Origin of the sequence: Paenibacillus sp. (assembly GCF_035645195.1) — a bacterium.
Classification (GTDB): Bacteria; Bacillota; Bacilli; order Paenibacillales; family YIM-B00363; genus Paenibacillus_AE.
The window spans coordinates 214,329-227,702 of record NZ_DASQNA010000018.1 but is presented as its reverse complement, the minus strand read 5'-3'; the positions used below and the strand labels follow the sequence as shown (position 1 = coordinate 227,702).

Annotated in this window: 16 protein-coding genes; 1 reads left to right on the top strand and 15 read right to left on the bottom strand. The window is 62.8% G+C overall.

All coding sequences use genetic code 11. The features are described 5' to 3' along the window. Positions 1-36: 36 nt before the first annotated feature. From VE009_RS10245 to VE009_RS10190, 12 genes are all read right to left on the bottom strand, one after another. Complete coding sequence (locus tag VE009_RS10245) at positions 37-696, bottom strand: tetratricopeptide repeat protein (protein WP_325007294.1); 660 nt, start codon at positions 694-696, stop codon at positions 37-39. 93 nt (positions 697-789) lie between these two features. Continuing rightward, complete coding sequence (gene panD / locus VE009_RS10240) at positions 790-1,173, bottom strand: aspartate 1-decarboxylase (RefSeq protein ID WP_325007293.1); 384 nt, start codon at positions 1,171-1,173, stop codon at positions 790-792. Between the two features lie 63 nt (positions 1,174-1,236). Then, the gene (gene panC, locus VE009_RS10235) at positions 1,237-2,109 is read right to left on the bottom strand and encodes a pantoate--beta-alanine ligase (protein ID WP_325007292.1); all 873 of its coding nucleotides are present in this window, start codon (positions 2,107-2,109) and stop codon (positions 1,237-1,239) included. An 8-nt stretch (positions 2,110-2,117) separates the two neighbouring features. Then, the gene (panB, locus tag VE009_RS10230; protein ID WP_325007291.1) at positions 2,118-3,044 is read right to left on the bottom strand and encodes a 3-methyl-2-oxobutanoate hydroxymethyltransferase; all 927 of its coding nucleotides are present in this window, start codon (positions 3,042-3,044) and stop codon (positions 2,118-2,120) included. A 275-nt stretch (positions 3,045-3,319) separates the two neighbouring features. After that, positions 3,320-4,324 (bottom strand): biotin--[acetyl-CoA-carboxylase] ligase, encoded by a 1,005-nt coding sequence (locus tag VE009_RS10225; protein WP_325007290.1) that lies wholly within the window; start codon positions 4,322-4,324, stop codon positions 3,320-3,322. Continuing rightward, positions 4,321-5,622 (bottom strand): CCA tRNA nucleotidyltransferase, encoded by a 1,302-nt coding sequence (locus VE009_RS10220; RefSeq protein ID WP_325007289.1) that lies wholly within the window; start codon positions 5,620-5,622, stop codon positions 4,321-4,323. Before VE009_RS10220 ends, VE009_RS10225 begins: the two co-directional genes overlap by 4 nt. Beyond that, positions 5,619-6,791 (bottom strand): N-acetyl-alpha-D-glucosaminyl L-malate synthase BshA, encoded by a 1,173-nt coding sequence (bshA, locus tag VE009_RS10215; protein ID WP_325007288.1) that lies wholly within the window; start codon positions 6,789-6,791, stop codon positions 5,619-5,621. Before bshA ends, VE009_RS10220 begins: the two co-directional genes overlap by 4 nt. Before the next feature lie 52 nt (positions 6,792-6,843). Next, positions 6,844-7,548, bottom strand: coding sequence for a bacillithiol biosynthesis deacetylase BshB1 (gene bshB1 / locus VE009_RS10210; protein WP_325007287.1), 705 nt, complete (start codon positions 7,546-7,548; stop codon positions 6,844-6,846). Beyond that, complete coding sequence (locus tag VE009_RS10205; protein ID WP_325007286.1) at positions 7,535-7,939, bottom strand: methylglyoxal synthase; 405 nt, start codon at positions 7,937-7,939, stop codon at positions 7,535-7,537. Before VE009_RS10205 ends, bshB1 begins: the two co-directional genes overlap by 14 nt. 14 nt (positions 7,940-7,953) lie before the next feature. After that, positions 7,954-8,766 (bottom strand): 4-hydroxy-tetrahydrodipicolinate reductase, encoded by an 813-nt coding sequence (gene dapB / locus VE009_RS10200; RefSeq protein WP_325007285.1) that lies wholly within the window; start codon positions 8,764-8,766, stop codon positions 7,954-7,956. Then, positions 8,763-9,281 (bottom strand): tetratricopeptide repeat protein, encoded by a 519-nt coding sequence (locus VE009_RS10195; protein ID WP_325007284.1) that lies wholly within the window; start codon positions 9,279-9,281, stop codon positions 8,763-8,765. Before VE009_RS10195 ends, dapB begins: the two co-directional genes overlap by 4 nt. Positions 9,282-9,343: 62 nt before the next feature. Continuing rightward, complete coding sequence (locus VE009_RS10190) at positions 9,344-9,679, bottom strand: nucleotide pyrophosphohydrolase (RefSeq protein ID WP_325007428.1); 336 nt, start codon at positions 9,677-9,679, stop codon at positions 9,344-9,346. A 192-nt stretch (positions 9,680-9,871) separates the two neighbouring features. Here VE009_RS10190 and VE009_RS10185 point away from each other — a divergent pair, with 192 nt between their 5' ends. Then, positions 9,872-10,756: a YitT family protein gene (locus VE009_RS10185; protein ID WP_325007283.1), complete on the top strand. Its 885-nt coding sequence runs from the start codon at positions 9,872-9,874 to the stop codon at positions 10,754-10,756. Positions 10,757-10,764: 8 nt separating this feature from the next. Here VE009_RS10185 and VE009_RS10180 read toward each other — a convergent pair whose 3' ends face one another. From VE009_RS10180 to VE009_RS10170, 3 genes are all read right to left on the bottom strand, one after another. Then, complete coding sequence (locus VE009_RS10180) at positions 10,765-11,655, bottom strand: sporulation protein YpjB (RefSeq protein WP_325007282.1); 891 nt, start codon at positions 11,653-11,655, stop codon at positions 10,765-10,767. 42 nt (positions 11,656-11,697) lie between these two features. Further along, positions 11,698-12,375 carry a DUF1405 domain-containing protein gene (locus tag VE009_RS10175; protein ID WP_325007281.1) on the bottom strand — a complete coding sequence of 226 codons (678 nt, stop codon included), beginning with the start codon at positions 12,373-12,375 and terminating at the stop codon, positions 11,698-11,700. An 89-nt stretch (positions 12,376-12,464) separates the two neighbouring features. Further along, positions 12,465-13,358: a c-type cytochrome gene (locus tag VE009_RS10170; RefSeq protein WP_325007280.1), complete on the bottom strand. Its 894-nt coding sequence runs from the start codon at positions 13,356-13,358 to the stop codon at positions 12,465-12,467. Positions 13,359-13,374 lie beyond the last annotated feature (16 nt).

Genomic DNA, 13,374 nt, shown 5'->3' with positions numbered 1-13,374 from the left:
ACGGCCGGACGAAAAGGAAATAGAAGAAACCTCCACTTACCCGATGGCGACGCCGAGATGGAGCACGCCGCCTTCCGTCTGGCATGCTTTCAAATTATTAACAGGGTCTTGAAAGTTCGGATCCAAGGCGTGCGACGTGCGAAAACATTCGCAGGCCTGGTCGACGTTTCCTTTCACGGCGTTCACGCAGCCCAGCGCATTGTACGCGATCGCCTTCATCTTCCCGTCGTCCGCGAGCGATATTAAGATTTGAAGATGGCTGTAAGCTTCCGCGACGTTTTCGTTCTGGAGAAGGCATAACGCCAAGTACAACCGGGCTTGCAAAAACTCAGGAAATTTCGCCACGACCGCCTGAAATTCCCTCGCCGCTTCGGCGAACATGTACAGCTTGAAATACCCTTCGCCCCGCTGGTACTGCATCGTTTGCATCGGCGACTCGGAGGCTTCCGCAGGCAGGTCGAACAGCTTGCCCGCGCTTCCCGCCGGCGACGCGGCCGCGGGCTGCGAAGACCGCTTGCCTGCCTGGGCAAGTTTTTCTTCGAACAGCAGCCATTCCTCGATCATGCCGTCGCTGATTTCCCTTAGCTCTTGCAGCTGGCGGAGCAGCGCTTGCTTGGCCGTCCCGTGTGCGACGGGCAGCGCCTCGAGAATGCCGTCCAGCTTCTCGTTCATCGATTGAAACAAGTACTTGAACATGGGCCTCCCACCTTTCGGTTGGATTCGCGACGCGAGGTACCCTCATTGTTTGCGCCCGGGAGGCTTTTCATTCTGCCAAATGCTTATGGGACTTCACAAAATCGTCGCGTGAACCTCGTGGTCGTCCGTCCGGACGATTTTGTTGCCCGCCCCCATAATGGCCACTTTCGGCTTATAATGGCGTGCTTCTTCCTCCGACATCGCCGCGTACGAAATGATGATGACGACGTCGCCGGGCTGCACGAGGCGGGCCGCCGCGCCGTTCAGACAAATCGTGCCCTCGCCGCGGGGGCCCGGAATGACGTACGTCTCCAGCCTAGCGCCGTTCGTATTGTTGACGACCTGCACCTTCTCGTTCGGCCAAATGTCGACCGCGTCCATCAAGTCTTCGTCGATCGTAATGCTGCCGACGTAATTCAAATTCGCCTCGGTGACGACGGCGCGATGAATTTTCGATTTCATCATCGTGCGAAACATGGGCGCTCACCTCTTTCTTATAAATCGGTTCAGTGTATATAAAAAATCATTGCGTGCTCCGGCTTAGGTAGCGGTGTCCTCGCCTTCGAACAAACGGTTGTCGATCAGGCGCGTGCCGCCGAATTTGACCGCCAGCGCGGCGATAAACCGGCCGGCCCGGCGAACCGGACCTTCGATCGGCTCGAGCGCCGGGTACGTCATCACCTGCGCGTAGTCGAGCTCGGCGCCCGGCGTCCGGCGAATCGCTTCGGCGAGCTTCGCCTCGAGCTCGGCGGCGGTCACGTCCGGATTCGCCCGGCGCCAGCCGTCGATCGCTTGGAGCGAAGCGTACAGCACCGTCGCGCGCTCGCGCTGCTCCGGCGTCAAATAAACGTTGCGCGAGCTCATCGCGAGCCCGTCCGGCTCCCGGAGCGTCGGGCATGGCACGACGGTCACGTTCATGTTGAGATCGGCGACCATCGTCTCGATAACGGCGACCTGCTGCGCGTCCTTAAGGCCGAAATACGCCCGCGTCGGTTCAACGATGTGGAACAGCTTGGAGACGACGGTCGCCACGCCGTCGAAATGGCCCGGCCGCGAAGCGCCGCACAGCCGCTCCGTCACGCCCGCGACGCGCACCGTCGTCTTCACGGCGCCGTTCGGGTACATGTCCCGCACGCCGGGCAGGAAAGCCGCGTCGACGCCGGCGCTTTCCATCAGCGCGAGATCGCGCGCTTCGTCCCGCGGGTACCGCTCGAAATCTTCGTTCGGCCCGAATTGGAGCGGGTTGACGAAGACGCTCATCACGACGACGTCGTTTTCCCGCTTCGCCCGCTCCACGAGCGACAGATGCCCCGCGTGCAAATACCCCATCGTCGGCACGAAGCCGACGGTCCGGGAGGCGGGCAGCTCCGCCAGAAACCGCTTGTATTCGTCGATCGTTCGAAAAATGCGCATAGCGGGCGTCACTCCTTATCGGCCGGAACGGCTTCCCGGCGCGCTTCCTCCGGCTCTCCGCCGACGCCGGGGTCGGATGCGCCGTACAGCTGCGGGATCGTAGCTTCTTCCATATGGAACGTATGCGACTCTTCGGGGAAGCTCCGGTTTTTCACGTCGCCGACGTATGCGGCTAGCGCGTTCCGGATGATCGTACCGACGTCGGCGTACGACTTCACGAACTTCTTGGGCGCGGAATCGAGCCCGTACTGCAAAATGTCGTGGAACACCAGCACTTGACCGTCGCAGCGCGGTCCCGAGCCGATGCCGATCGTCGGGATCGACAGCCGCTCCGTCACCGCCGCCGCGAGTTCGTCCGTCACGAGCTCCAGCACGAGCGCGAACGCCCCCGCGTCCTCGAGCCGCAGCGCGTCGTCGAGCACCTTGCTCGCCGCCGCGGACTGCTTGCCTTGCACTTTGTAGCCGCCGATGACGTGCACCGACTGCGGCGTTAGGCCGAGGTGGCCCATCACGGGCACGCCCGCGGCGACGGCGGCCTTCACCGCCGGCACGATGTCGCGCCCGCCTTCCAGTTTGACGCCTTTCGCATTGCCTTCGCGCATGACGCGGGCGACGTTCGCGAGCGTCGCGTCCACGCTGCCGTGGTACGTCGCGAACGGCAAATCCGCCACGACGAACGGCGTTCGCACCGCCCGCGAGACGATTTCCGTATGATATATAATGTGGTCGAGCGTCACCGACAGCGTCGTTTCCCGTCCTTGCACCACGTTGCCGAGCGAGTCGCCGACGAGCAGCACGTCGGCGCCCGCCGCTTCCGCCAGCTGGGCGGACGGGTAGTCGTAAGCGGTAATCACCGTAATCGGTTCGCCTTTCCCCTTCATGGCGCGCAGCCGCGTCGTCGTCAGGGGTTTTCTGGATCCTGCAGCATCCGTCATCGCTTTTGTCCCTCCTTGAGGATAGGATTCCTTGAAACGAAAAAAACCTTCCCGGGCCCGAACCCGAAAAGGAATCCAACACAAAAAGAGACCTGCGCCTGGGCGGCGCGGCGATATCCTTCTGTCTCGGTCCTTTCGGCTCAGAGCAGAAACATCATAGAAAAAAGAGAACGCCTCACGAGGTACGGCTCTGGGAAGATGCCGTCCTCTGCGTTCTCTTTAGTATAGCAAACTATGTTCATTTGTACATAGACTCGGCGGCGACTCGGCGGCGATCAGCCCGTTCGACCCGATCCGCCGCCGGACGACGGCGCCGGCGCGGCGACGTCGCCGGAATACAGCTTGCGCAAGCGGCCGTCGTCCTCCCGCACGACCAGCGCCCCTTCGTCGGTGATGCCTTCCGCCGCGCCGGTAACGACGCCCTGCGCCGTCGTGATCGCGACGCGGCCGTGAAGCGTCGACGAGAGCGCCTCCCACAGCGACCGGATCGGAGCGAAACCATCCGTCTTATACAAGGCGTACAGCTGCGCGAACTGCTCGAAGAACGCGCCGACGAGCGCTTCGCGCTCCGTCGGCCGCCCCGTCGCTTCGAGCAGCGACGTCGCCCGCGGGCGGAGCTCCTCCGGAAACTCCTCCTCGCGGACGTTCGCGGTAATGCCGACGCCCGCCACCATCGCTTTGACCGCATCCGCCTCGAGCATCGTCTCGACGAGGATGCCGCTCACCTTGCGGCCGCCGATCAGAATGTCGTTCGGCCATTTGATCGTCGCGTCCGCTCCCGTTTCCTTGCGAATCGCGCGGCACAAGGCGACCGCGATCAGCAGCGTCATCTGCGGAGCGAGCGCGAGCGGCACGTCGGGCTTTAGGATGAAGCTCATGTAAATGCCCTTGCCGGGCGGCGAATACCACGCCCGTCCGAGCCGCCCGCGTCCTTCGGTTTGCGCCTCGGCGAACACGAGCGCCCCTTCCGGAGCGCCGGCCAGCAGCGCCTCGTGGGCGGCGTTCTGCGTCGAATCGACGCTCTCCAGCACCTGCACCGCATGCTCGAAGCCGGTGCCCGAGAGCCGGGCGAGCAGCGCGTCGACGCGCAGCCGCTGCGGCCCGCTGACGAGCCGGTAGCCGAGCCGCGTGGACGACTGGAACACGTAGCCTTCCTCTTCGAGCTTGCGGATCCGTTTCCACACGGCCGTCCGGCTGATGCCCAGCTCCCGGCTCAACCTTTCGCCGGATACGTATTCGCCCGCCGCTTCCTCGAAGCAGCGGATCAGCTTCTCGTTCATATGCCGTCTCGCTTCCTTCCATCCGATTCCGCGAGCCATACCCGCGCCTGCGCGAGCAGCGCTTCGCGCTCGTTCGGCAGCTCGCCGAGCGCCGTATGCTCGAGCAAGCGCTGCAGCAGCGCCTGCAGCCACGGCCCGGCCTTGCGGCCTTCCGCCGCCGCCAGCACGTCCGCGCCGGAGATGGCGAGCTCCTTCAGCGTGCGCGCGCTCATCTCGGCGAGCCAGAGCGGCCCGGAGTCGACGTAGCGCGCGGCCCAGCCGTACGGCTCCGTTTCCGCGGCCGCCGCGGCGAGCGCCAGCCAGCGCCGGCTCGTCTCCTCGCCGTACCGCAGCGCGCCAGTGATCCAGCTTCGCCGCGCGGCCGCCTCCGGCGCTCCCCGCAGGTGGGCGTGCAGCCCGAGCGTCCGCCGGATCGCGTCCGCGAACGCGCCGGACGTCCGCAGCGCCTTACACGCCCGATCCGCCTCCTCGGGGCCGAGCCCCATCCGGTCGAACCAGAGCGCCCACCGGGCAAGCTCGTCCGGCACGCGCGCGAGCCGCGGAAGCGGGTCGTCCGAGACGCCCGCGGCGAGCCCGAGCTCCCGCGGCAGCCGCAGCCGCTCCTTCGTCCAACGGAGCAGCTCGCTCTCCGCGAGCAGCCGCAGCGCGCGGTACGGGTCGGCGCCCGCGATCATGCGCGACAGCTCGCCGAACACCCGCTCCATCGCGATCGCCGCGAGTCCGGGCGCCCCGGCCTTCGCCTCCGCCCACGTCCGTTCGTCCGGCGCGAAGCCGTACTCGGCCGCGAACCGGACGAAGCGAAGCATGCGCAGCGCGTCCTCGCCGAACCGTTCGGCCGGGTCGCCGACCGCTCGCAGCATCTTGGCGGCGAGGTCGCGCCGACCGCCGAACGGGTCGACGAGACGCCCGTCCGCGCCGACCGCCATCGCGTTGACGGTGAAATCGCGCCGTTCCAAATCGCCCTCTACGTCGTCGATGAAGACGACCTCGTCCGGACGGCGCCCGTCCGAATACTCCGATTCCGCGCGGAACGTCGTCACCTCGTACTGCCAATCCCGCAGCGGGATCGTCACCGTCCCGTGCTTCAGCCCCGTCGGGATCGCGTTCGGAAACAGCTCGAGCACCGCTTCCGGCTTGGCCGACGTGGCGATATCGATATCCTTCACCGCGCGTCCGAGCAGCGCGTCCCGCACGCATCCGCCGACGAAATAAGCGGCATGTCCCGCCTCGGCCAACCGCCGGACGATTTCCATGCCGCCCTCTCCCATCCCGCCTTCGAAGCGAATCGAATCCGTCATTCGGCCGTGCACACCCGCTCCAGCTCCGCCGGACGGCGTTCCCGCCCGAGGATCCGGTAGTAGATGTCCTCATACTGCCGCATGATCAAATCGTTGCAGAACGCCGTCCGCGCCCGATGAATGCAGTTTTCGGACATTCGGGCGTACAGCGTCGGGTCGGTCAGCAGCCGGATGCAGTCGTCCGCCATCGAGGCGACATCCCCGACGGGCGACAAATATCCGGTTTCCCCATGCGTGACCACCTCGGGAATGCCGCCTGCGGTCGATCCGACCGTCGGCACGCCGCATGCCATCGCTTCGAGCGCGACGAGCCCGAAGCTCTCCTTCTCGGACGGCAGCAGCATGACGTCGGCGACGGACAGCAGCTCCGCCACTTCGTCCTGCTTGCCGAGGAACAAGACGCGCTCCTCGAGCCCGAGCTCCCGGACGCGCGCCATCGTGCGCGACATTTCCGGCCCTTCCCCGATGAACACGAGACGCGACGGCACTTCCTCGTTCACCCGATAGAACACGTCCACGACGTCCTGGATCCGTTTCACGGGCCGGAAATTCGAGACGTGCATCAAAATTTTCTCGCCGCACGGAGCGAAATCGGTCCGGTAACGCGAACAATCCCGCGGGTAATACACCCGTTTGTCCACGAAGTTATACGTTAGATCGATCGGCCGCGTAATATGGAGCCGCTCGACCGTCTCGCGGATCAAATCGTTCGATACCGCCGTCACCGCGTCGCTCGCGTTGATGCCGAGGCGAACCAAATCCGCCATGCTTTCGTCATGCGTCAAAATCGTAATGTCGGTGCCGTGCAGCGTCGTCACGACCTTCAGCGGCTGCTCGACCATGCCTTTCGCCAAATACGCGCACACCGCGTGCGGAATCGCGTAATGGACGTGGAGCACGTCCAGCTTTTGCATTTGGGCGACTTGCGCCATTTTCGCCGCGAGCGACAAGTCGTACGGCGGATATTTAAAGACGTGGTAGTCGGGAACTTCGACCTCATGGTAAAAAATGTTTTTATGGTATCCGCTTAACCGGAACGGCATGCTGTGCGTTATAAAATGCACCTGATGCCCCCGCTCCGCCAGCAGTTTGCCGAGCTCCGTCGCCACGACCCCGGAGCCTCCGAGCGACGGGTAGCACGTGATGCCGATGTTTAACGTTTCTTTCACTTGCGTCACCTCCGACCGGCAAGCTTTTCGTAGTAGTATATGTGCGGATCCGTCAAAATAGAGAAACGAGCTGAGGCGATTTCGCCGCGAATCCTTCCGCATAGCGGACGCCGAGCGCGTTCCCGAGCAAAGCGTCCCGCTGCTCCACCTTCCGAAGGTACCCCTGCGTCAGCGGCGTCGCGACGGCGTCGCTCCCGGTCGGTTCGAACTGGCTGCGGTACGCGCGCAGCGCCGCCGTCTTCGCCTCGTACGTCTCGGTCACGTCCACCGCGACCGCCGGCGGTTCCACGTCGTTAATATAATAGAAGTATAACTTCTCCACCGTCCATGCCGGCGTCTCGGGCTTCCACCGACGCAACTTCGCGTTGAACACCGCTTCCTCGATCAGCGCGCTGCACGCCACATGGTCCGGATGGCGGTCCTTCCAGTACGGCGCGAAGACGAATCGCGGCCGCAGCGCGCGTATTTCCCGCACGATGCGTTCGATCTGTTCGTCTCCGCCCCGCAAGCCGCGGTCGGGCAGGGCGAGGTTGGAGCGATACGCGAGTCCGAGCGCCTCGGACGCCGCTGCCGCTTCCCGCTGCCGCAGATCCGGGTCGCCGTTCGACGACATCTCGGCGAGCGTCAAATCGCAAATGCCGACCGCGAAACCCGCCGCGGCGTGCTTCGCGATCGTGCCGCCCATGCCGATCTCGGCATCGTCGGGATGGGCGCCGAAGACGAGCAGGTCCAGCTTGTCCGGTTTACGGCTCGGCATGAACGACCTCGCGCCAGCTCAAGTCGCCGCGATCGAGCGCTTTGATGAGCGCTTCCGCCGTACCGAGATTCGTCGCGAGCGGAATGTTGTGCACGTCGCACAGCCGGAGCAAGGCGATAATGTCCGGTTCGTGCGGCTGCGCCATCAGCGGATCGCGCAGGAATATGATCAAATCCATCTCGTTCTGGGCGATCATCGCGCCGATCTGCTGGTCGCCGCCGAGCGGCCCGGACAAAAATCGATGCACCTTCAGTTCCGTATTGTCCATAATGCGCTGCCCCGTCGTGCCGGTCGCGAACAAGCGATGCTTCGCGAGCACCGACTCGTAAGCGATGGCGAAGTCGACCATGTCGTCTTTTTTGCGGTCGTGCGCGATCAATGAAATGTTCATGGCGTTCTCCCCCGTCAATCCATCATGTGCTCGAAGCCGTAGATGAGCCCCGTCGTATGCATCACTTTGCGGACCGCCGTCGCGACCCCGGCCATATACCCTGCGCGGTCGTACGAATCGTGCCGAATTTTCAGCGTTTGGCCGAACGCGCCGAACACGACCTCCTGCTGCGCGAACACGCCGGGCAGTCGGACGCTGTGAATGCGGAAGCCTTCGAATTCGCCGCCGCGAGCTCCCGGAATCGTCTCGTGCTCGTTCGGATTGCCCTGCTTCAGCTTCTTGCGCGTCTCCGCGACGAGCTCCGCGGTCTTCACCGCCGTGCCGGACGGCGCGTCGAGCTTTTGATCCCCGTGATATTCGATGATTTCCAGATGCGGGAAATATTTCGCCGCCTCCTGCGCGAATTTCATCATCAGGATCGCCCCGATCGAGAAGTTCGGCGCGATCAGTCCGCCGATGCCCCGCTCCCGGCACAGCTTGTCCAGCTTGTCGATATCGTCGGGCGTGAAGCCGGTCGTCCCCATAATCGGGCGGACGCCGTGCTCGATGGCGATCCGCGTATGCGGCACCGCGAGCTGCGGCGTCGTGAAGTCGACGAGCACGTCGGGCTTGACGTCCAGCTTCAGCAGTTCCTCCGCCAGATCGCTTCCTACGGCGACGCCGCAGGCCGGCAAGCCGACGAGCTCGCCGGCGTCCTTGCCCTTAGACGACGGAGAAATCGCCGCCGCCAATTCGAAATCGCTCTCCGCGAGCACCATTTTCACGACTTCCCGGCCCATCCGGCCGCCTGCGCCGGCGACCGCCACGCGTATGTTTCGTTCGTTCATGTCTTCTCCCCCAAATATTCCGCGAATCGTTGTTTGTACTGTTCGATCAACGCGCGAGCCGTCGCATGTTCCGGATCGAGCTCGAGCAGCTCCCGAAGCGCCGCGAGCGCCTCTTGGTATTCATGCATCCGGGCGCAGGCGGAAGCGAGCAGCACATAAGTGCTTTCCTCCAGCGGATCAAGCCGGAGCGCCTCGCGCAAATACGACGCCGCGAGCGCTTCGCCCCCGCCGGTTGCGAGCAGCCGCTCCGCCTCGCGCCGAAGCTGCTTCGCCTCGAGCACCCGCAGATGAATGCCGCACGCCGTGTCGTCCGGCGCGAGCGAGAGCGCCTTGCGCGCATGATCGAGCGCTTCCTCCACCCGGCCGTTCCGAGCGTACGTGATCGACAATTTATAATGATAGTCCGCATTGTCGGGATCCTGCTCGATCGCCCGCTGAAACCATTCCACCGCTTCTTCGAAATGCTGCCCGAGGAGCGATTCGTAAGCCTTCTGCAGTTCCTTCTCTCCGCTCATCTCGACCACCCCCTTTGCGGTTGAAACTGCCGATAAGGTGATGGTATACGATATTCGAGCGGTTACGCTTCGGTGTCCCGTTTCGTCCAGCGATCTTTGTCCCGCGTATTAAATTTTTCGAGCACGAGATCGTGCGCCTTCTGCAAATCGATGCCGAGCGAGTTGGCGAAGCAAATGACGATAAATAAAATGTCGCCGAGCTCGTACTCGATCGAATTTTCCGCTTCGTCCTTTTTCTTCGGCTTTTCGCCGTAGGCATGGTTCACTTCGCGCGCCAGCTCGCCGACTTCTTCGGTCATGCGCGCCAGCATGGCGAGCGGACTGAAGTAACCTTCTTTAAATTGAGATATGTATGCGTCGACTTCTTTTTGCATTTGCCGCATCGACTTATCCGGCATCCGTTTGCTCTCCGCCTTTCGCTCCATCCTCAGGTTTATTCCTATGTTACTGCAAACTAGGGCGATTGTACAAGAAAGGAAACGAGCGTAAGGGAGAATCGTTTTTGAACGGTGGATGAAAATAATGGTACAATCGAATCGGATCCGAGGATCCGGATCCGCTTACACTCGCAGAGGACAGGGGTTATCGAGATGAAAGGTCTCAACGTTTGGAATACCGCGAAACAATTGTCGCCGATCTTGCTCGGCACGGCAATCTACGCATTCGGCATTCACTATTTCATCGTGCCGAACGAGCTGATGGAAGGCGGCGTCACGGGCATCTCCATCTTGCTCCACTACGCGTTCGGCGTGCCGCTGTCGATATCGACGATCGTGCTGAACGTCCCGCTGTTTTTGCTCGGCCTCCGGTACCTCGGGCGGCGCGGCATGTGGCTGACCGGCTTCGGCACGCTGTCGCTCGCCTTCTTCCTCTACGTCTTCGAACGCGTGCTGCACTCGGGGGTGATTCGGCCGTTCGCCTCGGAGAACGATTTGCTGCTCGCGGCCTTATACGCCGGCGTCACGCTCGGGGCGGGACTCGGCATCGTGTTCCGGTTCGGCGGCACGACCGGCGGCGTCGACATCCTGGCGCGCCTCGTCAATCGCAAATACGGCTGGAGCATCGGGCAGTTTTTCTTGTATTTCGACGCGATCGTCATCGGCGTATCGCTCTTCTATATTTCTATGGATCGCGTGCTGTACACGCTTATCGTCGTTTTTATCGCGGCGAAAATGATCGACGTCATTCAGCAAGGGGAATATGCAGCGCGGGCGTTCACGGTCATTTCGGAGCGGACGGAGGAGATCTCGAAGCAGATCATGCTGGAGCTCGAGCGAGGGGTAACGCTCATCCCCGCGAAAGGCGCCTTCACGGGGCAGCCGAAAGAGATGCTGTACTGCGTCGTGTACAGACACGAAACCCGCCGGCTCGAAAGACTCGTGCGGCGGGTCGATCCTCGTGCGTTCGTCATCGTATCGGAAGTGCAAGACGTTCTCGGGGAAGGCTTCAAATCGGAAAGCGGAGCGGACGAGTAGTCCGCCCCTTACCAGCGCCCTTCGAAATCGCGCTCCGTCTTCACGCGGGCGACGCCTTGTTCGCCCGTATATTTGCGCCATGCGACGTAGCCCAGCACCGCGACGATGAAGCTGCCCAGCCCGAACGACCAAAGAATCGGATGCGGCGGCTCCGCCGTCGGCAGCAGCGGGCTGACCGTCTCGCGATCTTCGCCGGCGAACACTTCGACGAGCGCCGACTTCAGGCTCGGCATCGCCTGCGCGAGGCCGTCCCAATCGGCGGAACGCAAACCGTTCGTCAGGAACGCCGTGATGGAATCGAGCTTGACCGCTTCCGCCGCGTCGCGCGACACGACGATCGCCGGACGAACGACCGCGATGCGGACGCGCCACGCCGCCAGCGCCTCGCTCGCCTGCGGATCGTCCTTCGCTTCGACGGCCGACGCCATTCGATCGAGCGTCTCCTCGAGCGGCGCCCGGTACTCCAGCCACATCGGCTGCTGCCGGTGCGCGAGCGCGTCGACCGCAAGGCGCACGCTCGCCACCTTCGTCACGACCGCTCCCTTGTCCGGCGACACGCTGTTGAGCGCCTGCATCGCGCCGGTAATCGAGCCGGTCACCGCTTCCACGCCTTCGACGGTCGTGAGGCCGTCGTATGACAGCTTCGTCGACAGAACGGAGAGCTGCGCGACGCGCGTTTTCGTTTCCGATAGGTCTCCCCGTTGAGCGCTTTGGAACGCGCTCTCCGCCGCCTCGTCCATTTGCCGCATCGTCTGACGCTGCAGATCCGTAATCACTTTCTTCGAATTCGATTCCGTCTCCGGCCGCGGCGCTTCGCTGCCGCAGCCGGAGGCGAACGCGAGGATCGCCGCTCCGAGACACAGCAACGCGCCACGGCGGATTCGCCGGGTAAACACCATAGGACATCCCTCCTATCACATGATATGGAGGGATGTCCCGCTTTAGACGCGATATTTTGCCGCGAGCTTCACGCCGGTGTACGCGCACGCGATGCCGAGCGCGGACAGCGCGACGGTGAATATTTGCACGTCCCCGACTTGGTCCCACAGCGGCCGCGGCAGCCAAGGATACACGCCGAACGTATAGTCGACGAAATCGTTCGTCAGCGTCCAGATCGCGCCGACGGCGACCGCGAGCGCCGTGAAACGATAGAAACGCATGTAGAGCAGCGTCTCGACGGCCATCGCCGAATGCGAGACGACCAGCATCCAATCCTGCCACTGCAGCGCGTCCCCTTGCGAGGCGCCCCAGAAAATGATCGCGACCGCCCAAATGCCGTACTTCACTTGCGTAATGACGGCCAATGCTTCCAACACGCCCCGCCACGTCACAAGCGGCGCCGCGCCGGCGGACGCAAGACGCGCCCCGGACCGTCCTTCGGCGCGGACGTCTCGCAGCAAATACAGCAGCGTGATGCAGAAAAAGAGACTCGCCGTCGGGCTATCCGGCACGAATACGACGAGCCATTCCCCGTAATTGACCCAAGTGTCGATCAACTGCTTGCGATACCATTCATAGCCGTAAACCGTACCCAGCGCATTGACCCAAAACAAGGCGTGGAGCAGCCAAGGCGACAGCAAGAAGGCGCGGCTCCACAAAAAGCCGATTCGTTCGAACACGTCATACAACCTCTCTTTACGAAGAAGACCTGACTGCAGCTGCAGTCAGGTCTGTCTATTCGTGGATTCCAAGCTTCCCGTCGTCGAGATTATTTGCCTTCGTTCTCGGCCTTCTGTTGAGCGAGCCAAGTGATCAGCGAGTTGATCTCTTCTTCGGTGAGGCCCTTCTTGATGTTCTCTTCATATTGCGGCGCCATGCCGCCTTTGCCGTCATGGATAATGCCGGCGATTTCCTCTTCCGTATACCGATCGCCGACGCCGATGAGACCCGGGACGCCGCCGTTGCCGCGAAGGTCGGTGCCGTGGCAAGCGACGCAAGTCGCTTTCTGGTACACTTCCGCAGCCGGATCGTCCTCGAACACGACCGAGGTCGCTTCTTTCGGCGGCTCTTCGCCGGCTTCGCGCGCTTTGCGCTCTTCGCGCATCTTCTCCTCGCGCTCGATGTGCTCCGGCGTGATGCCGTTCACTTCGAGCTCGTGCTGGTAGTGCGTCCACGACACGTTCGTCAGGTACACGATCGCAGCGAGCGACAACAGCATCGCGGCCGACGTAACCGGACGGCGATAGAAGCGGCGCTCCGGGCTCTTGTCGAGGAACGGAGCGAGCAGCAGCGCCGTGAAGGCGAGGCCCGGGATGCCTACCGTACCGAGCACGATGAATTCGTCGGCCATGTACGGGTACTTGAGCAGCTGGTACATGAACAAGAAGTACCAGTCCGGCATCGGAATGAAGCCGGTGTTCGTCGGATCCGCCGGATAACCGAGCGGCGCCGGGTGGGAAACCGTCAGAACGAGCACGCCCACCAAGAAGACGCAGCCGACCATCCATTCCTTAAGCAGGAAGTTCGGAATGAACGCTTCGGACTTGCCGGGATACGCCGAGTAGTCTCTCGGCGTATATACTTTCGTCGGCTTCGGCACGCGAGAGTCGCCGACGTAGACGATTTTCTCATTGCCGTGGTTACCGTTATGATGACCGGCCATAATTGTTCGTTACCCC